Annotated in this window: 22 protein-coding genes; 9 read left to right on the top strand and 13 right to left on the bottom strand. The window is 67.5% G+C overall.

The window, feature by feature from the left end:
• Positions 1-5 precede the first annotated feature (5 nt).
• The 4 genes from puuE to CFB81_RS09930 all read left to right on the top strand — a co-directional run bounded on the left by puuE (position 6) and on the right by CFB81_RS09930 (position 3,074).
• The gene (gene puuE / locus CFB81_RS09945; RefSeq protein ID WP_034207577.1) at positions 6-959 is read left to right on the top strand and encodes an allantoinase PuuE; all 954 of its coding nucleotides are present in this window, start codon (positions 6-8) and stop codon (positions 957-959) included.
• Positions 956-1,477 (top strand): 2-oxo-4-hydroxy-4-carboxy-5-ureidoimidazoline decarboxylase, encoded by a 522-nt coding sequence (gene uraD / locus CFB81_RS09940; protein ID WP_069617633.1) that lies wholly within the window; start codon positions 956-958, stop codon positions 1,475-1,477. The genes puuE and uraD overlap by 4 nt, the downstream gene beginning before the upstream one ends.
• 74 nt (positions 1,478-1,551) lie before the next feature.
• Positions 1,552-2,565 (top strand): allantoicase, encoded by a 1,014-nt coding sequence (alc, locus tag CFB81_RS09935; RefSeq protein ID WP_089435186.1) that lies wholly within the window; start codon positions 1,552-1,554, stop codon positions 2,563-2,565.
• Complete coding sequence (locus CFB81_RS09930; protein ID WP_089435185.1) at positions 2,562-3,074, top strand: ureidoglycolate lyase; 513 nt, start codon at positions 2,562-2,564, stop codon at positions 3,072-3,074. The genes alc and CFB81_RS09930 overlap by 4 nt, the downstream gene beginning before the upstream one ends.
• A gap of 75 nt (positions 3,075-3,149) precedes the next feature.
• Here CFB81_RS09930 and CFB81_RS09925 read toward each other — a convergent pair whose 3' ends face one another.
• Complete coding sequence (locus CFB81_RS09925) at positions 3,150-4,115, bottom strand: LysR family transcriptional regulator (RefSeq protein ID WP_089435184.1); 966 nt, start codon at positions 4,113-4,115, stop codon at positions 3,150-3,152.
• A gap of 151 nt (positions 4,116-4,266) precedes the next feature.
• Here CFB81_RS09925 and CFB81_RS09920 point away from each other — a divergent pair, with 151 nt between their 5' ends.
• Positions 4,267-4,671: a RidA family protein gene (locus tag CFB81_RS09920; RefSeq protein ID WP_069617629.1), complete on the top strand. Its 405-nt coding sequence runs from the start codon at positions 4,267-4,269 to the stop codon at positions 4,669-4,671.
• A gap of 200 nt (positions 4,672-4,871) precedes the next feature.
• On the top strand, positions 4,872-5,282 hold the full coding sequence (locus tag CFB81_RS09915) for an ACT domain-containing protein (protein WP_089435364.1): 411 nt from the start codon (positions 4,872-4,874) through the stop codon (positions 5,280-5,282).
• A 102-nt stretch (positions 5,283-5,384) separates the two neighbouring features.
• On the opposite strand, the gene CFB81_RS09910 is transcribed toward CFB81_RS09915, so the two are convergent.
• Together CFB81_RS09910 and uraH are read right to left on the bottom strand one after the other, a co-directional pair.
• Positions 5,385-6,578, bottom strand: coding sequence for a urate hydroxylase PuuD (locus CFB81_RS09910; RefSeq protein ID WP_069617627.1), 1,194 nt, complete (start codon positions 6,576-6,578; stop codon positions 5,385-5,387).
• Positions 6,579-6,631: 53 nt separating this feature from the next.
• A complete protein-coding gene (gene uraH, locus CFB81_RS09905; RefSeq protein ID WP_089435183.1) occupies positions 6,632-6,985 on the bottom strand; it encodes a hydroxyisourate hydrolase in 354 nt (117 codons plus the stop codon).
• 508 nt (positions 6,986-7,493) lie between these two features.
• Here uraH and CFB81_RS09895 point away from each other — a divergent pair.
• A complete protein-coding gene (locus CFB81_RS09895; protein ID WP_089435182.1) occupies positions 7,494-8,906 on the top strand; it encodes an 8-oxoguanine deaminase in 1,413 nt (470 codons plus the stop codon).
• 100 nt (positions 8,907-9,006) lie between these two features.
• Here the strand turns inward: CFB81_RS09895 and CFB81_RS09890 are convergent, their stop codons facing one another.
• Together CFB81_RS09890 and CFB81_RS09885 are read right to left on the bottom strand one after the other, a co-directional pair.
• Entirely contained in the window at positions 9,007-9,936 is a 930-nt protein-coding gene (locus tag CFB81_RS09890; RefSeq protein ID WP_006478550.1) for a LysR substrate-binding domain-containing protein, read from the bottom strand.
• 220 nt (positions 9,937-10,156) lie between these two features.
• The gene (locus CFB81_RS09885; protein WP_011549586.1) at positions 10,157-10,366 is read right to left on the bottom strand and encodes a dodecin; all 210 of its coding nucleotides are present in this window, start codon (positions 10,364-10,366) and stop codon (positions 10,157-10,159) included.
• A gap of 135 nt (positions 10,367-10,501) precedes the next feature.
• Here CFB81_RS09885 and CFB81_RS09880 point away from each other — a divergent pair, with 135 nt between their 5' ends.
• Complete coding sequence (locus tag CFB81_RS09880; RefSeq protein WP_089435181.1) at positions 10,502-11,395, top strand: NAD(P)-dependent oxidoreductase; 894 nt, start codon at positions 10,502-10,504, stop codon at positions 11,393-11,395.
• Between the two features lie 66 nt (positions 11,396-11,461).
• On the opposite strand, the gene CFB81_RS09875 is transcribed toward CFB81_RS09880, so the two are convergent.
• The 4 genes from CFB81_RS09875 to CFB81_RS09860 all read right to left on the bottom strand — a co-directional run bounded on the left by CFB81_RS09875 (position 11,462) and on the right by CFB81_RS09860 (position 14,854).
• Positions 11,462-11,908 carry a hypothetical protein gene (locus CFB81_RS09875; RefSeq protein ID WP_006488003.1) on the bottom strand — a complete coding sequence of 149 codons (447 nt, stop codon included), beginning with the start codon at positions 11,906-11,908 and terminating at the stop codon, positions 11,462-11,464.
• Between the two features lie 333 nt (positions 11,909-12,241).
• Entirely contained in the window at positions 12,242-12,673 is a 432-nt protein-coding gene (gene mscL, locus CFB81_RS09870) for a large conductance mechanosensitive channel protein MscL (RefSeq protein WP_006752022.1), read from the bottom strand.
• A 235-nt stretch (positions 12,674-12,908) separates the two neighbouring features.
• Positions 12,909-14,087 carry a tetratricopeptide repeat protein gene (locus CFB81_RS09865; RefSeq protein WP_089435180.1) on the bottom strand — a complete coding sequence of 393 codons (1,179 nt, stop codon included), beginning with the start codon at positions 14,085-14,087 and terminating at the stop codon, positions 12,909-12,911.
• 86 nt (positions 14,088-14,173) lie between these two features.
• The gene (locus CFB81_RS09860; RefSeq protein ID WP_050013305.1) at positions 14,174-14,854 is read right to left on the bottom strand and encodes a PspA/IM30 family protein; all 681 of its coding nucleotides are present in this window, start codon (positions 14,852-14,854) and stop codon (positions 14,174-14,176) included.
• Between the two features lie 442 nt (positions 14,855-15,296).
• Here CFB81_RS09860 and CFB81_RS09855 point away from each other — a divergent pair, with 442 nt between their 5' ends.
• Positions 15,297-17,819 (top strand): penicillin-binding protein 1A, encoded by a 2,523-nt coding sequence (locus CFB81_RS09855; protein WP_069617622.1) that lies wholly within the window; start codon positions 15,297-15,299, stop codon positions 17,817-17,819.
• Positions 17,820-17,902: 83 nt separating this feature from the next.
• Here the strand turns inward: CFB81_RS09855 and CFB81_RS09850 are convergent, their stop codons facing one another.
• The 4 genes from CFB81_RS09850 to mfd all read right to left on the bottom strand — a co-directional run bounded on the left by CFB81_RS09850 (position 17,903) and on the right by mfd (position 24,355).
• The gene (locus CFB81_RS09850) at positions 17,903-18,337 is read right to left on the bottom strand and encodes a DUF3574 domain-containing protein (RefSeq protein WP_069617621.1); all 435 of its coding nucleotides are present in this window, start codon (positions 18,335-18,337) and stop codon (positions 17,903-17,905) included.
• Between the two features lie 142 nt (positions 18,338-18,479).
• Positions 18,480-19,499 carry a threonine/serine dehydratase gene (locus CFB81_RS09845; protein WP_089435179.1) on the bottom strand — a complete coding sequence of 340 codons (1,020 nt, stop codon included), beginning with the start codon at positions 19,497-19,499 and terminating at the stop codon, positions 18,480-18,482.
• A 60-nt stretch (positions 19,500-19,559) separates the two neighbouring features.
• The gene (gene argE / locus CFB81_RS09840) at positions 19,560-20,780 is read right to left on the bottom strand and encodes an acetylornithine deacetylase (protein WP_089435178.1); all 1,221 of its coding nucleotides are present in this window, start codon (positions 20,778-20,780) and stop codon (positions 19,560-19,562) included.
• Between the two features lie 104 nt (positions 20,781-20,884).
• Positions 20,885-24,355: a transcription-repair coupling factor gene (mfd, locus tag CFB81_RS09835; protein ID WP_069617618.1), complete on the bottom strand. Its 3,471-nt coding sequence runs from the start codon at positions 24,353-24,355 to the stop codon at positions 20,885-20,887.
• Positions 24,356-24,459: the final 104 nt, after the last annotated feature.

Below are 24,459 nucleotides of genomic sequence, written 5' to 3'. Positions count from 1 at the left end.
GAACCATGTCACTCGATCCCAACTATCCTCGCGACCTGATCGGCTACGGCCGCCATCCCGTGCAGGCGAACTGGCCGGGGCGCGCCCGCGTCGCCGTGCAATTCGTGCTGAACTACGAGGAGGGCGGCGAGAATTGCGTGTTGCACGGCGATCCGGGCTCCGAGCAGTTCCTGTCCGAGATCGTCGGCGCGGCCGCGTATCCGGACCGCCACATGAGCATGGAGTCGATCTACGAATACGGGTCGCGGGCCGGCGTGTGGCGCATCCTGCGCGAATTCGAGAAGCGCGGGCTGCCGCTGACGGTATTCGGCGTCGGCATGGCGATCGAGCGGCATCCGGAGCTCGCGCGTGCATTCGTCGAGCTTGGCCATGAAATCGCATGCCACGGCTGGCGCTGGATCCACTACCAGAGCATGACGCCGGAGCTCGAAGCCGAGCACATGCGCCTCGGGATGGAAGCGATCGAGCGCGTGACGGGCGAGCGTCCGCTCGGCTGGTATACGGGCCGCGACAGCCCCAACACGCATCGCCTCGTCGCCGAATACGGCGGCTTCCTGTACGACTCCGACAACTACGGCGACGACCTGCCGTTCTGGATGGACGTCGAGGTGTCGGGCGGGCGCACGTCGCCACAACTGATCGTGCCGTACACGCTCGACACGAACGACATGCGCTTCGCGACGCCGCAGGGCTTCAACACCGGCGACCACTTCTTCCACTACCTGCGCGACGCGTTCGACGTGCTGTACGCGGAGGGCGACGAGGCGCCGAAGATGCTGTCGATCGGCATGCATTGCCGGCTGCTCGGCCGGCCGGGCCGGTTCCGCGGGCTGCAGCGGTTCCTCGATCACATCGAGAAGCACGATCGCGTGTGGGTGACGCGCCGTGTCGATATCGCGCGTCACTGGCGTGAACATCATCCGTATCAGCCCAATCATCGAAACGAAGGGAAAGCATGAAGGCGATGCGCTACACGTTGGAACAACTGAACACGATGGCGCCGAGCGCATTCGTCGCGGCGCTGTCGGGGATTTTCGAACATTCGCCGTGGGTGGCCGAGGTCGCCGCGGGCAAGCGGCCGTTCGCGAGCATCGACGCGCTGCACGAGACGATGTCGGAAGCGGTGGAAACCGGCGGCGAAGCGCGCCAGCTCGCGCTGATCAACGCTCACCCGGAGCTGGCCGGCAAGGCCGCCGTGCGCGGCGAGCTGACGGCCGAGTCGACCCGCGAGCAGAGCGGTGCGGGCCTCGACCAGTGCACGCAGGAAGAATTCGACAAGCTGCTGACGCTGAACCGCACGTATCGCGAGAAATTCGGCTTCCCGTTCATTCTCGCGGTGCGCGGCTATGACCGCCACGGCATCATCGCGAACTTCGAGTCACGCGTGAATCATTCGCGCGACGAGGAACTGCGCGCGAGCCTCGACCAGATCTACCGGATCGCGCGCTTTCGCCTCGACGACCTGATCGACGCCTGACACCGCCGCCTGACACCGCAATACGGCCCGCTGCGTCGCAGCGGCCGATCGTCTCACTGAAACAAGGAAACATCATGGCTGTTCCGCTTCTCGATCCGAACGCGCCCGATTTCACGCGGCGCTACGTGAATCTTGCCGACCCGCGTCTCGGTGCGCAGGCGCTCGAGGCGAGCGACGATTTCTTCGCGCCGAAGGACCGGATGCTGAACCCCGAGCCGGCCGTCTTCATCCCCGGCAAGTATGACGATCACGGCAAATGGATGGACGGCTGGGAAACGCGCCGCAAGCGCACGACCGGCTATGACTGGTGCATCGTCAAGCTCGCGCGCCCGGGCGTGATCAAGGGCTTCGACATCGACACGAGCCACTTTACCGGCAACTTCCCGCCGGCCGCGTCGATCGACGCCGCGTTCGTGGCCGACGGCGCGCCGACGCACGCGACCGAGTGGGTCGAGATCGTCCCGTCGACGACGCTGCAAGGCAACAGCCATCACTACGTCGAAGCGAGCGACGCGCGCGCGTTCACGCATTTGCGCGTGAACATCTACCCGGACGGCGGCATCGCGCGCCTGCGCGTGTACGGCCAGCCGCAGCTCGACTGGGCCGGCGCGAGCGCGACCGAGCAGTTCGACCTCGCGGCGATGGAAAACGGCGGTTACGTGGTGGCGGCGAACAACCAGCACTTCGGCGTCGCGTCGAACCTGCTGCTGCCGGGCCGCGGCGTGAACATGGGCGACGGCTGGGAAACCCGCCGCCGCCGCGAGCCGGGCAACGACTGGGCGATCATCGCGCTCGCGCAGCCGGGCGTGATCCGCAAGATCGAAGTCGATACCGCGTTCTTCAAGGGCAACTACCCGGATCGCTGCTCGATCCAAGCCGCGTATGTGTCGGGCGGCACGGACAGCTCGCTGATCACGCAGTCGATGTTCTGGCCGGTGCTGCTCGGCGAACAGAAGCTGCAGATGGACAAGCAGCACTACTTCGAACAGGAGATCGCGTCGCTCGGCCCCGTCACGCACGTGCGACTGAACATCATTCCGGACGGCGGCGTGTCGCGCCTGCGTCTGTGGGGGACGCTCGACAAATGAAGACGCTTGCCATCGAACCGCTGACCAGGGAGGCGTTTGCGCCGTTCGGCGACGTGATCGAAACGGAAGGGGCGAAGCAGATCCCGATCAACCTCGGCACGACGATCCGCTTTCACGATCTCGCGAAAGTCGACGTGACCGATGAAGGCGGCCGCCCGCTCGTCAACCTGTTCCGCGGCCAGCCGCGCACGCTGCCGTTCGAGGTGAAGATGCTGGAGCGGCATCCGCTCGGCAGCCAGGCGTTCGTGCCGCTGAACGACCAGCCGTATCTCGTCGTCGTCGCACCCGCGGGCGAGCTCGATCCGGCGAAGATCCGCGCGTTCGTGACGAGCGGCTGGCAGGGCGTGAACTATGCGAAGGGCGTGTGGCATCACCCGCTGATCGCGTTGGGTGGCGTCAGCGATTTCATCGTCGTCGATCGCGGCGGCGACGGGCTGAACCTGAACGAGCAGGATCTGCAGGAGTCGCTGTGGCTCACGGAGGATGCGCTGGATGCGGTGACGGCCTGAATCAGGCCGATCGTTCGTCTGTCGACACCCGCGCAACCTGCGCGGGTTTTTTATGTGCGCTCGCTGGCGCGCGAATCAGGTTGACACGGCCTTGCGCGTATCGCGCGAACCGTTGCCGCCGCGCCGCCGGTGCGCAACCGGCGCATGCCGGGCCATCAGCTCGGCGACCCAGTCGACGAACACGCGCAGCTTCGCGCTGACATGCCGGTTCGGCGGGAACGCGACATACATCGGCATCGGTTCGAGTTGCCATTGTTCGAACAGCGGCACCAGCTCGCCGCTCGCGCGATACGCGGCGGCCATGTAGTCGGGCAGCCACAGGATGCCGAGCCCCGCGAGGCCGGCTTCGAGGTATGCATTGCCATCGTCGACCGCGAGCACGTAGCGCCCGCGCACATTGACTTCCTCGCCGTCGCGTTCCATCGCGAACGGCAGCGTCTTGCCGGTGCGCGCCCACAGAAAGCCGACGACCCGGTGATGCGTGTCCTCGAGTTCGGCCGGATGCGACGGCGTGCCGGCACGCGCGAGATAGGCGGGCGATGCGTACACGCCGAGCCGCAGGTCGCCGATGCGGCGCGCGACCAGTGCGCGGTCCGTCGGTTCGCCGCCGCGCACGACGCAATCGACGTTCTCGCCGATCACGTCGACCACACGATCGCTCACGCCCATGTCGAGCTGGATGTCCGGATAGCGCGCATGGAACGCGGGCAGCGCGGGGATCAGGATCAGGCGCGCGAACGGAGTCGGCACGTCCACGCGCAGCCGCCCTCGCGGCGACGCCGACGCGGCCGACAGGCTCGTTTCGGCATCGTCCATGTCGGCCAGCAGTCGTACGACGCGCTCGTAGTAGGCGGCGCCGTCGGCGGTGACGACGACCTTGCGGGTCGTGCGGTTGAACAGCTTCACGCGCAGCCGCGCTTCGAGCTGCTGCACCAGTTGCGTGACGGTGGTGCGGCTCATGTGCAGCGTGTCGGCTGCCTTCGTGAAGCTGCCGGCTTCCACCACGCGGGCGAACGCCTGCATTGCGTCGAATCGATCCATCGGTCGGGGCTCCGCGTCGGTCGCAGATTGTTTGGAGTGCGCAAACAGTGTTGGACAGGGTTGCCGGTTTATCCGCCGCGCAACGGTCCTTAAAGTGCCTCCATCGTGGATGCAAGGGCACGTCGCCCGACAAGACCGATGGAGGTGTCGAATGGCAAAGCGTAGCGTAGTTTTTCCGCCGGGTCGCCAGGCGCTGTACGACCGCAACCGTTATTCGCCGGCGCTGCGTTCGAACGGCTTCCTGTTCGTATCCGGGCAGGTCGGCAGCCGCGAGGACGGCTCGCCCGAGCCCGAACTGGGCGCGCAGGTCCGCCGCGCGTTCGAGAACCTGAATGCGGTGCTGCGCGCGGCCGGCTGCACGTTCGACGACGTCGTCGACGTGACGGTGTTCCTCGTCGATCCCGAAGCGACGTTCGAGCGGGTCTGGGAGATCGTGCCCGAATACTGGGGCGACGCACCGCATCCGACGCTGACCGCCGTCGGCGTGACCTGGCTGTACGGGTTTCAGTTCGAGATCAAGGCGATCGCGCGGTTGCCGGAGACGGTCGACGCGTGACCGGACGCTTCGTGCGACCGTTCGACGTGAGCGTCGACGCGGCGCCCGCGCTCGCGTATCACGTTGTATATCCGCGGCACATGCAGGACGATCCGCGCCGCGACTGGCTCGCGGACGAAGTCGCGATGGTGTGCGTGCAGCGCGTGCTATCGTGCCCGCATCGCCACCACACGACGCCCGGTTCCGGGCATGATCTTCCGATGAGCCAGCCTGAAAACGACCTCGCTGTCCTGCTGCGCACGATGCAGCCCGAACTGCATCCGGGCGCATTCGCATTCATCGCGCTGCCGCACGACGCGGACGTATCGTTATCCGAAGTGATCGCGACGTTCCGCGAAGCGGAAGGGCTGACGGTCGTGGTCGACGAGGAGACGGCCGCGCGTCGCGGCTGGCCGGTGCTGTTCCGGGCCGCATGGATCACGCTGACCGTGCATTCCGACCTCGCGGCCGTCGGCCTCACGGCCGCGTTCGCGCGGGCGCTCGGCGCGGCCGGCATCAGCTGCAACGTGATGGCCGCCGCGTACCACGATCACATCTTCGTGCCGTTCGACGACGGCCCGCACGCACGCGACGTACTCGTGGCACTGCAGCGGGACGCGATGCGCGGCTGACGCGCGAACGGCATTCCGCCGCGCGGGCAAAAAAACGGGCCCGTCACCGGGCCCGCGAACGGAGAGCATGGCGCCGGCGAATGACGTCCGGCGCGCGGCGGCTTACCTGACCGCGCCACCCTCGAACCAGGCGGCGAGCTTGGTCCGCTCGTCGTCGGTCATGTGCGTGACGTTGCCGATCGGCATCGCCTTCAGGCGCACGGCCTGGTCGTAGATCCGCTGCGCGTTCTTCGACACTTCGTCCGGCGTATCGAACATCACGCCCGCGGGCGCGCTGCCCATCAGCGTCGGCTTCGCCGAGTGGCATTCGACGCAGCGCTGCTGCAGGATCGGCATGATGTCGTGGATCGCGATCTTCGGTGCGTTGGCCGCTTGCGCTTCCGGCGCGACCGGCTTCGGCATCGTCCACACCAGCGCGCCCGACAGCAGCGCGACGCCGCCGATCGGCAGGTACCACAGCTGCTTGCCGCGGTGACGCATCACGAAGAACTGGCGGATCAGCGCGCCGGCCAGCATGATCAGCACGAGCACGACCCAGTTGAACTTGTTCGTGTACGTCATCGCATAGTGGTTCGACAGCATCGCGAATACGACCGGCAGCGTGAAGTACGTGTTGTGCACCGAACGCTGCTTGCCGCGCTTGCCGTAGATCGGGTTCGGTTCTTCGCCCTTGAGCATCTTGTCGACCATCTTGCGCTGGCCCGGGATGATCACGAAGAACACGTTCGCCGACATGATCGTCGCGAGCATCGCGCCGACGATCAGGTAGGCGGCCCGGCCCGAGAAGATGTGGCACGCGAGGTATGCGGCGACGACGACGTACAGGCCGACGCAGATGCCGAGCACGCGGTCGTTGGTGCCGAGCAGGCGGCACAGCGAGTCGTAGACGATCCAGCCGGCCGCGAGGAAGCCGAGTGCGGACGCGACGGCGACCACCGGGCCCATGTCGAGCACGTTCTTGTCGATCAGGTACGTGTTCGGGGCAAGCAGGTACAGCACGAAGAACAGCGTGAAGCCGGACAGCCACGTCGTGTACGACGGCCACTTCGACCAGTGCAGGTCATCGGGCATTTCCGGCGGTGCGACCGTGTACTTCTGCATGTTGTAGAAACCGCCGCCGTGGACGTGCCACAGCTCGCCGAACACCCCGCGCTTGCGCTGGTTCGGGTCGGTCGGCGGCTTCAGGCTGTTGTCGAGCGCGACGAAATAGAACGACTCGCCGATCCACGCAATGGCGACGATGACGTGCAGCCATCGCAGCGCGAGGTTCAGCCAGTCGGTGATGAAGCCTTCCATGAAACTCCTCCAGACTCAGATCGTTTGTCTTGATGCAGGCGCTGATTCGTCTGTCAGCTGCCGCGATAGGTGCTGTACGACCACGGCGACACGAGCAGCGGCACGTGGTAGTGCGACCCAACGTCGGCGATGCCGAAGCGCAGCACGACGCGGTCGACGAAGCGGGGTTCGGGCACCTTCACGCCGAGCGCCGCGAAGTAGTCGCCGGCATGGAACACGAGTTCGTATTCGCCGGCGGCGAGCGCCGCGCCTTCGAGCAGCGGTTCGTCGCAGCGGCCGTCGCTATTGGTCAGCACGGTCTTGATCGCGCGGCGCGATTCGCCGTCCAGCGCGTAGAGGTCCACCTTGATGGCGGCGCCGGGACGGCCGTGCGCCGTATCGAGTACGTGGGTAGTGAGCTTTCCCATTCGTTGTTCCTTGTGTGAATGCGAGGTTCGGCGGCGACTCGATCCATTGACCGTGCGGCGGATCGAGGCTCCACGTCACGTGGCTACATACCCGTCGGCGAGAGTGAAGCGAGCGCCGTGCAGGCATTGTAAAAAGGTTCCCCGTGCAAATACGTGCGCGATATCGAAGATAATGCGCCGCGCATGAGCGGCTGTCGACGGCCCGCCGGACAGGGCTGAGCGCGCCGGTGTCGGGCACGCGGCGGGGCATCGGGCGGCGTACCATACCGGATCCCTGAAGCAGGGTATTCGGGATCGCGTATTGTGCGCGGCGCGCACTTGGGCGATCCTCCCGCCGTGCGCGTCGGCCGGTGGCCGGGCGCACCCCGAAGACGGCGAGCACGCCGGGTAACCGGGCCAGGGCGTTCGAACGGACGCAGGCGCCGGGGCGTGCCGCGATTCAGCGTTCGAACGGCTGTGTGACCGCTTCCAGGGCAGCCCCCTGGAGGCAGACCGACGCGGAGAACGCATGAATCTCGAGCAGCACGCCGGCGCACGCGCGCCGACCCCTTCCTCATCCCGCCCGACGACCCTGCTGGTCAAGCACGCCGACGTGCTCGTGACCATGGACGACACGCGCCGCGAGCTGCGCGACGCGGGACTCTACATCGAAGACAACCGGATCGTCGCGGTCGGTCCGAGCGCCGAGCTGCCCGACACGGCCGACGAAGTGCTCGACCTGCGCGGCCACCTCGTGATCCCGGGGCTCGTGAACACGCATCACCACATGTACCAGAGCCTCACGCGCGCGGTGCCGGCCGCGCAGAACGCCGAACTGTTCGGCTGGCTCACGAACCTGTACCGGATCTGGGCGCACCTGACGCCCTCGATGATCGAGGTGTCCACGCTGACCGCGATGGCCGAGCTGCTGCAGTCGGGCTGCACGACGTCGAGCGACCATCTGTACATCTACCCGAACGGCAGCCGGCTCGACGACAGCATCGGCGCCGCGCGGCGGATCGGCATGCGCTTTCATGCGAGCCGCGGCGCGATGAGCGTCGGCCAGCGCGACGGCGGGTTGCCGCCCGACTCGGTCGTCGAGCGCGAACCCGACATCCTGCGCGACGCGCAGCGCCTGATCGAGACCTATCACGACGAAGGCCGCTACGCGATGCTGCGCGTGGTGGTCGCGCCGTGCTCGCCGTTCTCGGTGAGCCGCGGGCTGATGCGCGATGCGGCCGTGCTCGCGCGCGAATACGGCGTGTCGCTGCACACGCACCTCGCGGAGAACGTCAACGACATCGCGTACAGCCGCGAGAAGTTCGGGATGACGCCCGCCGAATATGCGGAAGATCTCGGCTGGGTCGGCCACGACGTATGGCACGCGCACTGCGTGCAGCTCGACGATGCGGGCATCGGCCTGTTCGCGCGCACCGGCACGGGTGTCGCGCATTGCCCGTGCTCGAACATGCGGTTGGCGTCCGGCATCGCGCCGGTGAAGAAGATGCGGCTCGCGGGCGTGCCGGTCGGGCTTGGCGTCGACGGTTCCGCATCGAACGACGGCGCGCAGATGGTGGCGGAGGTACGCCAGGCGCTGCTGCTGCAGCGGGTCGGTTTCGGGCCCGACGCGATGACCGCGCGCGAAGCGCTCGAGATCGCGACGCTCGGCGGTGCGAAGGTGCTGAACCGCGACGACATCGGCGCGCTGAAGCCCGGCATGGCCGCGGATTTCGCCGCGTTCGACCTGCGTCAGCCGTTGTTCGCGGGCGCGCTGCACGATCCGGTCGCGGCGCTCGTGTTCTGCGCGCCATCGCAGACGGCGTACACGGTGGTGAACGGGAAGGTGGTGGTGCGGGAAGGGCGGCTCGCGACGCTCGATCTGCCGCCGGTGATCGAGCGTCACAACGCGCTGGCGCACGCGCTCGTGGAGGCGTCGCGCTGACGCGTCGGCGGGGAGGCCGCGCCGCACGGGGCGCGGCCGTTGCCGCCACCGCCCGCCGCGCAACGGCGTGACCGGCGCGCGCGTGGCGCGCCGTATGCGCTTACGCCTCGATCAGCGTGCGAGTGGCTTCGGCGACGAGGCTGCGCAGCCAGCGCACTTCGTCGGAGTAATGGCAGCGCTCGTGCCACAGCTGGTAGTACTGCATCGGCGGGAAGTCGAGCGGCGCCGGCACGACCGACAGCGGCAGGAACTTCGCGTAGTGATCGGCGAACAGCCGCGTGGTCGTGAAGATCAGGTCCGACTTCACGAGCACGTAAGGCGCGAGGTTGAAGTACGGCAGCGTGACGACCACGTGGCGCTTGAGCCGTTCGCGCGCGAGATGCACGTCGATCGCGCCGCGCTGGCCGACCGAGTACGGCGTCGGCGCGAGATGCGGCGCGTTCAGGTACTGGTCGAGCGTGAGCCCGCCGCGCTTGGCGAACGGGTGCGTGTTGCTCATCAGGCAGACGATTTCGTCGACGAACAGGTTCGACAGGTGCAACTGCTCGGGCGGCTCGGGCCAGTTGCCGACGACGATGTCGAGCTTGCCGTCTTCCAGCGCGAGCTCGTAGTCGAACGCGGGGCCGAGCGAGTGGAACTCGAGCGTCGCGTTCGGCGCGGCCAGGCGGAAGCGTTCGACGACGGTCGGCACGAACAGCACGTTCAGGTAGTCGGGGCAGCCGATCCGGTAGCAGCGGATCGACGTGGCCGGGTCGAAGTTGTGCTGCTGGAACTTGATGCGCTCGATTTCGCGCAGCGCGTTCTGCACGGGCTCGAGCAGGCGCAGCCCGTATTCGGTCGGGACCATGCCGGATTTGCCGCGCACCAGCAGCGGATCGCCGGTGATGTCGCGCAGGCGCCGCAGCGCGGCGCTGATCGCCGGTTGCGACTGGTTCAGTTTGACGGCCGCGCGTGTGACGCTGCGCTCCATCAACAAGGTGTGCAAGACGCGCAAGAGGTACGTGTCGATCGCCTCGCGTTGCTGGCTCATGTTATCTCCGGGTTATATGGCTGGGCTGATCGAGGGATGGGGTGGGTATATCGTTTTTAATATGAACGAAAATCAGCGTCAAGAGATGGATACCCGCGGCTACCGGCCGGCCGCGCGTCGACAAGGGGCCCGAACGGAGCGAAATGCGGGCGGGCACGGCGCCGCGCGGATGCGCATTGCACGCATCCGGCGGTGGGGCGTCGCGTGACGCGTAGGCGCGTCAGTCGTCGATACGCATGCCGACCTTCAGCGTGACCTGCCAGTGCACGACCTGGTCGCCTTCGATGTGGCCGCGCGTTTCGGTCACCTGGAACCAGTGCAGGTTGTGCAGCGTCTTGCCGGCTTTCGAGATTGCGTTGCGGATCGCGTCGTCGCTCGATTGTTGCGACGAACCGGTCAGTTCGATCAGCTTGTACACGTGGTCGCTCATGATGCGCTCCCTGGGATATCGGTCTGTGTTGGCGGGGCAAACCGCGGTCCCGCTACGGTCCCGTGCATGCCCGGCTTCTTGAGTGATAGGTATGATGGGCGGCAACTGCAACCCATATCGGAGACGAGGCGCATCGTGGAAGTCGGATTTTGCGGACCGGGATTGATGGGCGCGCCGATGATTCGGCATTTGCTGGCGGCCGGGCATCGCGTCAGCGTATGGAATCGCTCGCGCGACAAGGCCGACGCGCTGGTGAAGGACGGCGCGCAGGTGGTCGGCACGCCGCGCGAGCTGGCCGAGCGCGTCGAGACGGTGTTCGTGTGCGTGCTCGACGGCCGGGCGGTCGGCGACGTCGTGTTCGGCGAGCACGGGCTGCTTTCCGGTGACGCGAGCACGCGCCGCCTGCGGCGCATCGTCGATCATTCGAGCATTCCGCCCGCCGCCACGCGCGACTATGCGGCGCGCGCGGCCGCGCTCGAGGTCGGCTGGGTCGATGCGCCGGTGTCCGGCGGCGTGCCGGGCGCGCAGGCCGGCACGCTCGCGGTGATGGCCGGCGGCCGCGTGGCCGAGCTCGACGCGGTGCGCGCGCTGATCGATACGTACGCGTCGCGCATCACGCACATGGGCGACGCGGGCGCCGGCCAGACGGCGAAGCTGTGCAACCAGGCGATCGTCACCGCGACGGTCACCGCGATCGCCGAGGCGGTCGGCCTCGCACAGGCGAGCGGCATCGAGGCCGCGCGTCTGGCCGAGGCGCTCGCCGGCGGCTGGGCCGATTCGGTGCTGCTGCAGACGTTCGTGCCGCGCATGACGTCGGGTGGTCACCCGCCGATCGGCGCGCTCAGTACGTTCCAGAAGGATGTCGACGCAATCGCCGACGCCGCGCGCGACACGGGCGCGGTGATGCCCGTATCGGCCACCGTGCAGCAGGTGCTGAGGCTCGGCGCCGCGCAGGGGCTCGCCGGCGCCGATTTCGCCGCATTCATCGACATCGTGCGGCCGAACAACGGCCGTGGGCCGGCATCGTGACGGGCAAGCGGGACGCGTAAATGGCAGATGGGCCGCCTGGAGGCGGCCCATCGAATGACTGGCGGTTCAGCCGAGCGAGCGGGGTGTCGTGTCGCCCGCGTTCTGGCGGCCGAGGCCGCCGCGCAGGCTCGCCTTCGTGCCTGCACCAAACTCGGGCAGGATGCGCGCACGCGCCCGGCTCGCGAACACGAGGAAGCCGAAGCCGTTCGCTTCGTACCAGTATCCGCCGTTCTCGAGGCCGTCGAGCGGCTGCTCGAGCGCGTTGGCGATCGATTCGATGCAGCGCTTGCGCAGCTCGGCGATGGCCGGATAGGGCGGCTGCGCGCCGCGTACGCTGCACAGAAGCACGTCGAGCCCGGGCAGCACGTGCGCATAGAGGACGGGTTCGTCCTGCGCGCGGGCGCGGGCAATCTTGGTGTCGAGCTGGGCAAACGGCTTCGAGTGGCGCAAGACCGCGAGGAACGACTCCTGGCCATCCTGCGGCGCACGCCGACGTTTTTTCGGGAAGGACATAAACACTCGCCTCAAAAACAATTGCAAGAAATGCGGCACTTTCATGCGACCCACTCCCGGCTATGTACGCCGCATGTCGATCCTTTATAGCACACGAAAATGCTGCATTCGTGCAGTACGACGATCAATGTCTCCCGTCGACCTGCTCGCCATGATCGACACAGCCAGCGTCTTGGCGCCCGTACTGTCGTTTAGTCTCCATCATAGACCTGCTTTTCCCGCGCGTGCATTCGCTCGTCACAAAAAAGTGAGATGGGCCGCATGCGGCGGTGCATCGCATGCGCAATAAAAAGGCCCGCGCGGGGCGGGCCTGGCTGGCGGAGCGTGTCGCGATCAGCGCTGCTTGAGCGAATCGCGGATCTCGCGCAGCAGCACGATGTCTTCCGGCGTCGCGGCCGGTGCGGCCTCTTCCGGCTTGCGCAGCTTGTTGATGAATTTCACCATCAGGAAGATGATGAACGCAAGGATCACGAAATTGATCGCCACGGTGATGAACGAGCCGTAGCCGAATGCGGCGACGCCGGCGGCCTGCAGGTCCTTGAACGAATCGGGATTACCCTTGAACGACGGCGGGATGGTGCCGAGCAGAACGAACTTGTTCGAGAAATCCAGGCCGCCGGTCAGCACGCCGATGACCGGCATGATGAGGTCCTTCACGACCGAGTCGACGATCTTCGAGAACGCGCCACCGATGATCACGCCGACGGCGAGATCCATCACGTTGCCCTTGACGGCGAACTCCTTGAATTCCTTGATGATGCTCATGAGCGGCTTTCTCCTGTGTGGGGCGGGGGAGGCGTGCCGCGACGCGCAGGATTGCTTTGCGTCGAATAAGGGTCGGTGGCACGCCGATGGCCGCATGATAGCGAACGCGTCCCGTTGCCGGTAGCCCATCTTGAAATGATTGACAAATCCGGGCGTCGACGCGGCCGCTCATGCGGCAGGGCCTGGCGTGCGTGGCCGGGCGTCGACATGCGGGCGACGCCCGGTGCGCGGGTACTCAGGTGTTGTCGTCGGTCCAGCCGTCGTCGTTGCTGCCGAGATCCATCCCGCCGCCGCTGTTGCCGTCGCTCCAGTTCGAATCGTCGCCGCGGCCGAGGTCGAAGCCCGGGTCGGCGTCCTGCCGGCGGTGCTCGCCGTCGACGATCACGTCGCGTTCGACCACGCGCTCGCGGCCGCCGGACATCGCTTCGCCGAGCAGCACGCCGGTCAGGAGCCCGCCCATTCCGCCGCCGAAACCGCCGCCTTGCTGGATCACGACGGGCGGTTGCTGTTGCGGATACGGTTGTTGCGGCGGGTAGGGCTGCTGCTGATACGGCTGACCCTGGGCGCCCGTCATGCGGTCGGCTTCCTGCGCATAGACGGAGCCGCTGCCGTTCGCCGGCGCCGTGGGCTGCGCGGCCGGGTCGGGGCGGCCTTCGACACGCGCCTTCACGCTGGCGTGGCGCTGTTCGAGTTCATCGACGCGATACGGCGGCACCGGATTCTTGCCGTTCGACAGCGTCTCGACGAGCGTGCGCGCGTCGTTCTCGATCGCTTCGAGTTCGCCGGTCAGCGCCGCGGCGCCGGGCGCCGTCGACAGTTTCGCGTCGAGCTTCAGCGGCCGGATGTCGTTCAGCACGTCGGTCGCGCGCTTGAGCTGCGTACGGCGTTCATCGTCGGCGCGGCCGTCGTCTGCCGTGCGCGCGCGCCGCAGCGTCCAGCGCAGCACCAGCGCGATCACGGCGACGATCAGTCCGAGGCCGATCCACATGCTGGTGGACGGGCCGTGTTTTTCGGCCGGCGCGACGGCGGGGGCGAGCCCCGGCTGCAGCGTGCCGGCCTGCGTGGCCGACGGCGTGTTGCCGCTGACGCGCGCGGCGTCGGCGCGAATGCGCGACTCCGTCTGCGCGAAGCGCGACGCATCGGTGAAGCGCAGTTGCGGATCGAGCGATTTCGCGCGCTGCAGTTGCGCGAGCGCGTCGGACGCGCGGCCTTCGCGGTCAAGCACCTGCGCATACAGGTAGCGCGCGTGCGCGTTGTTCGGATGGGCGTCGATGACTTGCGACAGCTGCGTGTCGGCTTGCTGCCAGTTGCGCTGCGCGATCGACTGCTCGACCTGCTGCAACGACGGGACCGCAAACGCGGCGGACGACAGCAACATCAGCGAGAGGCCGAGTGCGGCGAGAGATTTCTTCATGGTCGAACCGGGCGCATGCGCCCGTCTCCTGACGATCGGTTCGCGCCGCGCGCCCGGGCCGGGGGCGCGGCGCGGTGGCCCGGCGGTTACTGCGCAGGCGTATCGAGCTGCTTCTTCAGCGCGGCGAGGCGATCCTCGACCGACGGGCCCTTGTTCAGCGCGGCGAGCTTGTCGTCGAGCGCCTTGCCGCTCGACGTGTCGGCCGAATTGAGGCGCGCGTCCGAGCGGGCGTTCTGCAGCGCGACCTTGTCCTCGAGCTTCTGAAAATCCTCGGACAGGTTCTTGCCGCCGATGCCGCCCAGCGCGCTGGCGGCCACGTCCTTCGCCTGCGCGATTTCCTGCTTGGCCTGCAGGATGTTCGAGCGCGCATTCAGGTCGTTGCGGCGCTGGCGCATGTCGGCGATCTGCCCCTTCAGCTTGTCGACCGACGGCTCGAGCGTCGCCAGCTCGGCCGCGAGCGCATCGCGCTCCGCTTCCGCGTTCGACTGGGCCGCGAGCGCCTCGCGGGCGAGCGCTTCGTCGCCGCCCTGCAGCGCGCGCTTCGCGCCGTCTTCATACTTCTTCACCTTGTCGTCGGCCGCATCGCGCTTGCTGCGCTGGGTGGCGACCTGTGCCTCGATCTCGATCAGCGAATTCTCGGCACGGCCGATGCTGTCGTCGAGCTCCCGCACGATCTGCCGTGCGTCGCGCGACGGATCCTGTACCGAATCGGCCGCATCGTTCAGCAGGCCTTTGATCGTGCGCGAAATAGAGTCGAAAAGCGACATGAAATCCTCCGTGGTTGAAAGGCGCCGCGTGACCGCGGCAATGCCCGTCGCGAGCCCGTTCCGGCCCGCGTGAGCCGGCGGATATTACACCACCGGTTCACTTAAATACGGCTTAAACGCGCGCGTTCAAGCGGCTCGCGCATCAGGACGCCAACCTTTCGCGGCTGAAAGAAAATCGCCTGCGTGCGCGGTATCGCGTGTCCATCATAGGCCGAGGATGCCGACAATACGCGCCGGAAATCACGGCATTGCGGGAATTTTTACAAAAAATCGCGAAGGCACCCGGGCGATTTCATTAAAATGCGCTGTCACGTCGCGGGAACGGATCGCCGCGCGGCGGGGTCTGTCGACGTGACAGCCGTATCTCGATGCACCCACTCTGATTCATCCGCTTGCATTTCCGCATGCGTCCGAGGGCGCCACGACCGCCCGCCATTCCGACATGCCAATTATCAAACGACCGCCTTCTTCTTCCGACAGGAACGAACCCCACTACACGCTGCGCCGTTCGCCGTCCGGAGCCTATTACCCCGATGACGACGATCGCGACGACGGCCGCCGCGCGCAGCAGCGCAGTGGCGGTGGCGGAGGGCGCCGCCGCACGTTCGGCTCGCGCGTCGCGCTGTGGTTCGTCGGCCTGTTCGCGACACTGGCGGTCGTCGGCGCGCTGATCGTCGGCTATGCGCTGGTCGTGATGGCGCCGCAACTGCCGTCGCTCGATGCGCTGACCCATTACCAGCCGAAGGTGCCGTTGCGCGTGTTCACCGCCGACCACGTGCTGATCGGCGAGTTCGGCGAGGAGCGCCGCAGCCTCGTGCGCTTCCAGGACATTCCCGACGTGATGAAGAAGGCCGTGCTGGCGATCGAGGACTACCGCTTCTACGAGCACGGCGGCGTCGATTTCCTCGGCATCCTGCGCGCGGGCGTGGCCGACCTGATGCACGGCGGCGCGCGCCAGGGCGCGAGCACGATCACGATGCAGGTCGCGCGCAACTTCTTCCTGTCGAGCGAGAAGACCTACACGCGCAAGATCTACGAGATGCTGCTCGCGTACAAGATCGAGAAGGCCCTGACGAAGGACCAGATTCTCGAGCTGTACATGAACCAGATCTATCTCGGCCAGCGCTCGTACGGCTTCGCGGCCGCGGCGCGCGTGTACTTCGGCAAGGACCTGAAGGACATCACGCTCGCGGAAGCGGCGATGCTCGCGGGGCTGCCGAAGGCGCCGTCCGCGTACAACCCGGTCGTCAATCCGAAGCGCGCGAAGGTGCGTCAGGAATACATCCTGAAGCGGATGCTCGACATCGGCTACATCACCCAGCCGCAGTACGACCAGGCGATCAAGGAAGAGATTCACGTGCGCACGCCCGGCAACCAGTACGCGGTGCACGGCGAGTACGTCGCCGAGATGGTGCGGCAGATGATGTACGAGCAATACAAGGACGAAACCTACACGCGCGGGCTGACCGTCACGACGACGATCAACTCGGCCGACCAGGAAGCCGCGTATCAGGCCGTGCGTCGCGGCATTCTCGACTACGAGCGCCGTCACGGCTATCGCGGCCCCGAAGCGTCGATCAACCTGCCCGCGGCCGGCGACGAGCGCGACGAGGCGATCGACGACGCGCTCGCCGACCACCCGGACAACGGCGACCTGCAATCGGCGGTCGTGCTGTCGGCATCGCCGAACGCGGTCGAGGTGCAGTTCGTCGGCGGCGCGACCACGACGATCGGCCCGGCCGGCCTGCGCTTCGTGTCGGCCGCGCTCGGGGCCCGCGCGAACAACGCGCTGCGCATCAAGCCGGGCTCGGTCGTGCGCGTGCTGAAGGACGGCAAGACGGGCTGGCAGGTCGTGCAGCTGCCGCAGGTCGAAGGTGCGCTCGTCGCGATCGCGCCGCAGGACGGCGCGATCCGCTCGCTCGTCGGCGGCTTCGACTTCAACAAGAGCAAGTTCAACCACGTGACGCAGGCGTGGCGGCAGCCGGGTTCGTCGTTCAAGCCGTTCATCTACTCGGCGTCGCTCGACAAGGGGCTCGGGCCGGCGACGATGATCAACGACGCGCCGCTGTACTTCCCGCCGAGCGTGCCGGGCGGCACCGCATGGGAGCCGAAGGACGACGACCAGCCGGACGGCCCGATGACGATGCGCACCGGTCTGCAGCGTTCGAAGAACCTGGTGTCGATCCGGATCCTCGCGTCGATCGGCACGCAGTATGCGCAGCAGTACGTGACGCAGCGCTTCGGCTTCGATCCGGCGAAGACGCCGCCGTACCTGCCGATGGCGCTCGGCGCGGGCCTCGTGACGCCGCTGCAGCTTGCGACCGGCTACGCGGTGTTCGCGAACGGCGGTTACAAGGTCGATCCGTACCTGATCGCCGAAGTCGACGACGCACGCGGCCAGCCGCTGCAGAAGTCGCAACCGGTGGTCGCGGGCGGCACCGCGCCGCGCACGATCGAAGGCCGCAACGCGTACGTGATGAACAGCCTGCTGCATTCGGTCGCGACGGGCGGCACGGGCGCGGGCACCAATGCGCTGGGCCGCAACGACCTGCAGGGCAAGACGGGTACCACGAACGACGCGAAGGACGGCTGGTTCGCCGGCTATCAGCAATCGCTCGTCGCGGTCGCGTGGATGGGCTTCGACCAGCCGAAGAGCCTCGGCAGTCGCGAATTCGGCGCGCAACTCGCGTTGCCGATCTGGGTGAACTATATGCGTACCGCGCTGAACGGCGTGCCCGAGCAGCAGATGCCGATGCCGGACGGCCTGACGACGATCGACGGCGAGCTGTACTACGCGGATCGCACGCCGGGCAATGGCTTCGTCGCGAACGTCGACATCAACCCGGCCGAGAACGCGATCAGCGCGAACGACGCACTCGGTTCGGCCGGCGCGGCCGGGCTGGCGCCGCCGCCCGTCACGCCGCAGGAGAAGCAGCAGATCATGGACATGTTCGAGAGCAAGTAAGCGGTACGCTGTTCTTCAGCCATGCGACGGGCGCCTTCGGGCGCCCGTTTTTTTGCGTGCGGCCGGCAGCGGAAGACGGCGAATCAGAACGACGCGCAGGCCGGCACGACGGTCATGCCGACCGATTGCTGGTGAAATCGCTCGACGTACGCTTGCCGGATCGCGGCGAGTCGTGTGCGCGTGTCGCGCGTATCGTCGGCGATGATACGGATCACGAAGCTGTCTTCACGCGTGATCGCGCCGGTCGAGCGGTCGCGCCACTGGCCGTGCGTGTCCCAGTAGGTGAGGCCGTCGGGGAAGCGCGGCGTGACCGTATCGGCGAGGAATGCCGCGCGTTCGGCATCGGTGACGGGGCCGCGCCCGGCGATGTCGCGCCCGAACAGCAGGTCGGCCTGCAGCATGCGGCTTTCGCCCGGGTGCGTGCAGGCCGCCGGTTGCGTGCTGGAGGGGGACGAGGGCGGTGCCGCACACCCGGCGAGCAGCGCGAGCGCCGTCGCGCATGCGGCTACCCGCCGCATTTGCCCATTTCGTGACGATCGACCTTCGCGCGCGCAAAACGCTGCGCGCTCAACCACTTGCGTGCGGGTCCGGCGGGTTATCAACAGGGCTGTCAACATAATCTGGGGATAACCCTAGGGTCCGCACACGCGCGATGCGCGATCAGTGCTGCAGTTGCGCGTGCGCGAGATGCATGCCGAGCGTGGCGGGGTCGGTGTTCGTGCCCGACAGCAGCACGCCGACGCGTTTGCCCTGCAGCGTTTCGCGCAGCGGGCCGAGCAGCGCGGCGAGCGCGGCCGCGCAGGCCGGCTCGACCGACAGTTTCAGGTGCGAGAACAGGAACAGCATCGCGGCGCGCAGCGCGTCGTCGGAGACGGTGACGATGCGATCGAGGTGGCGCCGGCACAGCTGATAGCTGTATTCCTCGGTGTGCGGCGCCATCAGCGAATCGGCGATGGTCTGCATCGCGCTCATCTTGATCGTGTGATTGGCCGCGAAGCTGCGGCTCATCGCGTCGGCGCCTTCCGGCTCCACGCCGTACACGTGCACGCGCGGGTTCGCGAGCCGCAGCGCGGTCGCCATGCCGGCCGCGAGCCCGCCGCCGCCGATCGGCACGATCACCGCGTCGAGGTCCGGCGTCTGCGTCGCCCATTCGTACCCGAGCGTCGCGGTGCCGAGGATCGTGTGATAGCCGTTGAACGGATGAATGAAGAAGCGGCCTTCCTCGGCCTCGATGCGCCGCACGAGATCGAACGCCTGCGACGCGCTGCCGGCCAGCACGACCTCCGCGCGGTACTGCTTGCACTGCGCGATGCGTGTCGGGCTCGCGGTATGGAACATCACGACCTTCGCGCTGCTGCCGAGCCGCATTGCCGCATACGCGACGGCCGCCGCATGATTGCCGGCCGACACGCAGGTGACGCCGGCGTTCTTGCGGGCTTCGTCGAGCGCGAGCAGGTGCGTGAACGCGCCGCGCGCCTTGAAGCTGCCGCTTGCCTGCAGCAGCTCGAACTTGAAGTTGACGTGCGTGCCTTCGAGCGAAGGCAGGTCGGCGCGCTCGAACACGGGCGTGCGCGCGACCCACGGCGACAACGCGAAATGCTGGGCGGCGATTTCGTCGAGCGTCGGAATCGGCTCGCCGTCGATCGTCGTATGGGCTGTGCCCTGTTGTTCAGTCGACATGACGTGGCGGGTGGCGGAGTGGGCCGGCCCGCACACGCGGGCCGGCGTGGCGGGAGGCAGTCAGTGCGCGTCGACCGACATGCTGCGGATGAACTTGCGCAGGAACTGCTCGCAGCCGGCGAGCTGCGCGAGCTCGACATATTCGTTCGGCTTGTGCGCCTGCTCGATGTTGCCGGGCCCGCACACGACGCTCGGGATGCCCGCGCGGGCGAACAGCCCGGCCTCGGTGCCGTACGCGACCTTGCGCTTGTCCTGGTCGGCCGTCAGCGCGCGCACGAGCTGCGTGATCGCCGCCTGTTCGGTCGCGTCGAGGCCGGGCGCCGCGGCGATCTTCGAGAATTCGATCGCGGCGTTCGGGTGCTCGCGCAGCATCTGCGGCAGCAGCGTTTCCTGCGCATACGCTTCGATGCGCGTGAAGATCTGCTCGGGATCGAGCGTCGGCAGGTTGCGGAATTCGAAGTCGAAGCGGCACTCGGCCGGCACCGTGTTGATCGCGTTGCCGCCCTGGATCGTACTCGTCTGCGCGGTCGTGAACGGCACGTCGTACAGTTCGTCGAACGGGCCTTCGGCGCGAAAGCGCTCGGCGATGTCGCGGATGTGGCAGATGAGCCGCGCCGCATACTCGATCGCGTTGAGTCCCTTCGGCGTCAGCGACGAATGCGCGGCATGGCCGCGCACGCAGCAGCGGTACGCGTTGATGCCCTTGTGCGCGATGATCGGCCGCATGCTGGTCGGCTCGCCGACGATGCAGCCCGACGGCTGCACGCCGCGCTTCACGAGATCGGCGATCATCAGCGGCGCGCCCGCGCAGCCGATCTCCTCGTCGTAGGACAGCGCGAAATGGATCGGCTTCGCAAGCTTGGTCGCCTGCATCTCGGGCAGCAGCGCGAGCGCCGCGCCGATGAAGCCCTTCATGTCGCAGGTGCCGCGGCCGTACAGGCGGCCCTCGCGGATTTCCGGCGCGAACGGGTTGCTGTCCCATTGCTGGCCGTCGACCGGCACGACGTCGGTGTGGCCAGACAGCACGATGCCGCCGTTGGTCGAACCGTCGTGCGCGGGCACGGTGGCAAACAGGTTCGCCCAGCCCTCGCGCGGATCGTGCGTGATCGTCGACGCGATGCCCTTTGCGGCGAGCGCGTCGCGTACCGTTTCGATCAGGCCGAGGTTCGGCACGCGGCTCGTCGTGTCCATCGACACGAGCTGCTTGACCCAGGGCAGGCTGACGAGCGATGCGTCGCCTTCGGTGGCGGCGGACGGCGCCGTCGTGTCGAGAGTGGACATGGCAAAACTCCGTCTGATGAATGGGAAATCATACTCAAAAACGCGCCGGCCCGCCTTCGCCGGGCGCGGTGCGGTGCAGCAACGTCGCGCCCGTCAGGATTGCGTCACCGGGCCGCGACGGCCGCGCCCTGTTTCGGGCCGAGTGCGCGCAGCGTTTCCTTGATCGTCGATACGCGGATCGCGAGGTCGGGCGAGCGCGTCTCGATGCGCAGCTTGTCCTGGCCCGCGAGCTTGATGTGGCGATGCTTCTGCACCATCTCGATGATCCGCATCGGGTCGATCGGCGGATTCGGCTCGAACTGCAGGCCGATCGCGACCTCGCTCGCGTCGATCTTCACGATGCCGAGCGGTTTCGCGGCGATCCGCAGCCGGTGCGTCTCGACGAGCGCGTGCGCCTGCGGCGGCAGCTTGCCGAAGCGGTCGATCAGCTCCTCCTGGATGCCGTCGATCGCGTCGCCGTGCTCGCAGTTCGCGAGCCGCTTGTACAGCGACAGCCGTTCCTGCACGTCCGCGCAGTAGTCGGCCGGCAGGATCGCGGGTGCATGCAGGTTGATTTCGGTCGTCGCGGCGAGCGGGGCGGTGAGGTCGGGCTCCTTGCCGTTCTTCAGCGCCTTCACCGCGTCGTTCAGCATGTCCGTATAGAGCTGGAAGCCGATCTCGTGGATTTCGCCCGACTGCTTGTCGCCGAGCACCTCGCCGGTGCCGCGGATCTCGAGGTCGTGCATCGCGAGATAGAAGCCCGAGCCCAGTTCCTCCATCTGCTGAATCGCTTCCAGCCGGCGCTGCGCCTGCTTGGTCAGCGACTGCGGATCGTGGACCAGCAGGTACGCATAGGCCTGGTGGTGCGAGCGGCCGACGCGGCCGCGCAACTGGTGAAGCTGCGCGAGGCCGAACTTGTCCGCGCGGTGCATGATGATCGTGTTCGCGCTCGGCACGTCGATGCCGGTCTCGATGATGGTCGTGCACAGCAGCACGTTCGCGCGCTGCGCGACGAAATCGCGCATCACGCGTTCGAGCTCGCGCTCGTGCATCTGGCCGTGCGCGATCACGATGCGTGCCTCTGGCACGAGCGCCTCGAGCATCGCCTTGCGGTTCTCGATCGTCTCGACCTCGTTGTGCAGGAAGTACACCTGGCCGCCGCGCTTCAGCTCGCGCAGCATCGCCTCGCGGATCACGCTTTCCTCCTCGCGGCGCACGAAGGTCTTGATCGCGAGCCGCTTCTGCGGCGCGGTCGCGATCACCGAGAAATCGCGCAGCCCTTCGAGCGCCATCCCGAGCGTACGCGGGATCGGCGTCGCAGTGAGCGTCAGCACGTCGACTTCCGCGCGCAGCGCCTTCAGCGCTTCCTTCTGGCGCACGCCGAAGCGGTGTTCCTCGTCGATGATCACGAGGCCGAGGCGCTTGAACTGCACGTCCGACGACAGCAGCTTGTGCGTGCCGATCACGATGTCGACGCTGCCTTCGTTGATCTGCGCGATCGCCGCATTCACTTCCTTCGCGGTCTTGAAGCGCGACAGCTCGACGATGCGCACCGGCCAGTCCGCGAAGCGGTCGGCGAAGGTCTGCGTGTGCTGCTCGGCGAGCAGCGTGGTCGGCGACAGCAGCGCGACCTGCTTGCCGCCGAGCACCGCGATGAACGCCGCGCGCAGCGCGACCTCGGTCTTGCCGAAGCCGACGTCGCCGCACACGAGGCGGTCCATCGGCTTGCCGCTCGTCATGTCGCCGATCACGGCCGCGATCGCCGCGGCCTGGTCGGGCGTTTCCTCGAAGCCGAAGCTTTCCGCGAATTTCACGTAGTCGCGCGGGTCGAGGGAGAAAGCGTGGCCTTCGCGCGCCGCGCGGCGTGCGTACAGGTTCAGCAGCTCGGCGGCCGTATCGCGGATCTGTTGCGCGGCCTTGCGTTTCGCGCGCTCCCACTGGCCGGAGCCGAGCGCGTGCAGCGGCGCGCTGTCGGGATCGGCGCCGCTGTAGCGCGAGATCACGTGCAGTTGCGCGACGGGCACGTAGAGCTTGCTGTCGCCCGAGTATTCGAGATGCAGGAATTCGGTTTCGCCTTCGCCGAGATCCATCGACACGAGGCCCATGTAGCGGCCGATGCCGTGCTGCGCGTGGACGACCGGGTCGCCGACCTTCAGCTCCGACAGGTCGCGCACCATCGCGTCGACGTTGCTCGCCTGTTCCTGCCGGCGGCGGCCCGCGCGGCGCCCGAGCGCGCCGTACAGCTCGGTCTCGGTGACGATCGCATAGCCTTCGCCCGGCACCGCGAAGCCGTTCGCGAGCGGCGCGACGCCGAGCGCGAAGCGTTCGTCGCTCGCGAGCCAGCCCGCGAAGTCGTCGTTCGACGCGGGGCGCAGGTGGTGTTCGGCCAGCAGTTGCAGGATCGTCTCGCGGCGCCCGGCCGATTCGACCGTCAGCAGCACGCGCTTGCCCGACGATTCGACGAACGTGCGCAGCGATGCGAGCGGATCGTCCGCATGGCGGTCGACGGTCAGTTCGGGCAGCGCGGTCGCCCAGCCGCCGGCCGGCTGCGCGGGCAGCACGACGCGTGCGAACGGCTTCGCGAACGCGAAGAAATCCTCGTCGGACAGGAACAGCCGCTGCGGCTCGAGGATCGGCCGCTCGCGATCGTGCGCGAGGAACGCATGGCGCTGCTTCGTATCGGCCGTGAAGCGGCGGATCGACGCTTCGAGATCGCCGGTGAACACGAGGTGCGCGTCCTGCGGCAGGTAGTGGAACAGCGTGGCCGTCTCGTCGAAGAACAGCGGCAGGTAATACTCGATACCGGCCGACGGCACGCCGTTGCCGATGTCCTTGTAGATCGGCGCGCGGCTCGGGTCGCCTTCGAAGGTTTCGCGCCAGCGGCTGCGGAAGGCCGTGCGCGCGGCTTCGTCGAACGGGAACTCGCGGCCGGGCAGCAGGCGCACGTCGCGCACCGGATACAGGCTGCGCTGCGTGTCGGGATCGAACGCGCGGATCGAATCGACCTGATCGTCGAACAGGTCGATCCGGTACGGCAGCGGCGAGCCCATCGGGTACAGGTCGATCAGCGAGCCGCGCACGCAGTATTCGCCCGGCCGCACGACCTGGCTCACGTGCTCGTAGCCGGCCAGCGTGAGCTGCGCCTTCAGCTTCGCCTCGTCGAGCCGCTCGCCCTGCGCGAACGCGAACGTGTAAGCGGCCATGAACGATGCGGGCGGCATCCGGTACAGCGCGGTGGTCGCGGGCACGAGCAGGATGTCGCAGCGGCCCTCGCCCAGGTCGTGCAGCGTGGCCAGCCGCTCGGACACGAGGTCCTGGTGCGGCGAGAACGTGTCGTACGGCAGCGTTTCCCAGTCGGGCAGCAGGCGCACGCGCGCGTCGGGCGAGAAATAGCGGATTTCCTGCGACAGCCGCTGCGCGTCGACCGCGTTCGCGCAGATTACCGCGAGGAGCGGCACGTCCTGGCGGTTGTCGGCGAGATAACGGGCGATGGCGAGCGCGTCGGCGGAGCCGTGCGCGCCGTCGAAGGCGAAACGCTGGCCGGGCTTGACGCGGGCAACGGGTGAAGCGAACGGGGTGGAAGCGTTATCTGGCATAGGGACGACAGGGGTGGCGTGCACGGGCGCAGCGCGGTGCGCCGGTCGAGACGAAAGACCTATTATAAAATCCGCTTCTCGATTTCATCTTTCCGGCGTTTCCC

This window comes from Burkholderia sp. AU28863 (genome assembly GCF_002223195.1).
GTDB classification, from domain to species: domain Bacteria; phylum Pseudomonadota; class Gammaproteobacteria; order Burkholderiales; family Burkholderiaceae; genus Burkholderia; species Burkholderia sola.
Note: the sequence above shows the minus strand (reverse complement) of the source record. Positions and strands in the feature narration are given on the sequence as shown.

Excerpts from the sequence above, each read along its gene's own strand:
- puuE (WP_034207577.1), top strand. The coding sequence starts at position 6 with ATGTCACTCGATCCCAACTATCCTCGCGACCTGATCGGCTACGGCCGC.
- uraD (WP_069617633.1), top strand. The coding sequence starts at position 956 with ATGAAGGCGATGCGCTACACGTTGGAACAACTGAACACGATGGCGCCG.
- alc (WP_089435186.1), top strand. The coding sequence starts at position 1,552 with ATGGCTGTTCCGCTTCTCGATCCGAACGCGCCCGATTTCACGCGGCGC.
- CFB81_RS09930 (WP_089435185.1), top strand. The coding sequence starts at position 2,562 with ATGAAGACGCTTGCCATCGAACCGCTGACCAGGGAGGCGTTTGCGCCG.
- CFB81_RS09925 (WP_089435184.1), bottom strand. The coding sequence starts at position 4,115 with ATGGATCGATTCGACGCAATGCAGGCGTTCGCCCGCGTGGTGGAAGCC.
- CFB81_RS09920 (WP_069617629.1), top strand. The coding sequence starts at position 4,267 with ATGGCAAAGCGTAGCGTAGTTTTTCCGCCGGGTCGCCAGGCGCTGTAC.
- CFB81_RS09915 (WP_089435364.1), top strand. The coding sequence starts at position 4,872 with ATGAGCCAGCCTGAAAACGACCTCGCTGTCCTGCTGCGCACGATGCAG.
- CFB81_RS09910 (WP_069617627.1), bottom strand. The coding sequence starts at position 6,578 with ATGGAAGGCTTCATCACCGACTGGCTGAACCTCGCGCTGCGATGGCTG.
- uraH (WP_089435183.1), bottom strand. The coding sequence starts at position 6,985 with ATGGGAAAGCTCACTACCCACGTACTCGATACGGCGCACGGCCGTCCC.
- CFB81_RS09895 (WP_089435182.1), top strand. The coding sequence starts at position 7,494 with ATGAATCTCGAGCAGCACGCCGGCGCACGCGCGCCGACCCCTTCCTCA.
- CFB81_RS09890 (WP_006478550.1), bottom strand. The coding sequence starts at position 9,936 with ATGAGCCAGCAACGCGAGGCGATCGACACGTACCTCTTGCGCGTCTTG.
- CFB81_RS09885 (WP_011549586.1), bottom strand. The coding sequence starts at position 10,366 with ATGAGCGACCACGTGTACAAGCTGATCGAACTGACCGGTTCGTCGCAA.
- CFB81_RS09875 (WP_006488003.1), bottom strand. The coding sequence starts at position 11,908 with ATGTCCTTCCCGAAAAAACGTCGGCGTGCGCCGCAGGATGGCCAGGAG.
- mscL (WP_006752022.1), bottom strand. The coding sequence starts at position 12,673 with ATGAGCATCATCAAGGAATTCAAGGAGTTCGCCGTCAAGGGCAACGTG.
- CFB81_RS09865 (WP_089435180.1), bottom strand. The coding sequence starts at position 14,087 with ATGAAGAAATCTCTCGCCGCACTCGGCCTCTCGCTGATGTTGCTGTCG.
- CFB81_RS09860 (WP_050013305.1), bottom strand. The coding sequence starts at position 14,854 with ATGTCGCTTTTCGACTCTATTTCGCGCACGATCAAAGGCCTGCTGAAC.
- CFB81_RS09855 (WP_069617622.1), top strand. The coding sequence starts at position 15,297 with ATGCCAATTATCAAACGACCGCCTTCTTCTTCCGACAGGAACGAACCC.
- CFB81_RS09850 (WP_069617621.1), bottom strand. The coding sequence starts at position 18,337 with ATGCGGCGGGTAGCCGCATGCGCGACGGCGCTCGCGCTGCTCGCCGGG.
- CFB81_RS09845 (WP_089435179.1), bottom strand. The coding sequence starts at position 19,499 with ATGTCGACTGAACAACAGGGCACAGCCCATACGACGATCGACGGCGAG.
- argE (WP_089435178.1), bottom strand. The coding sequence starts at position 20,780 with ATGTCCACTCTCGACACGACGGCGCCGTCCGCCGCCACCGAAGGCGAC.
- mfd (WP_069617618.1), bottom strand. The coding sequence starts at position 24,355 with ATGCCAGATAACGCTTCCACCCCGTTCGCTTCACCCGTTGCCCGCGTC.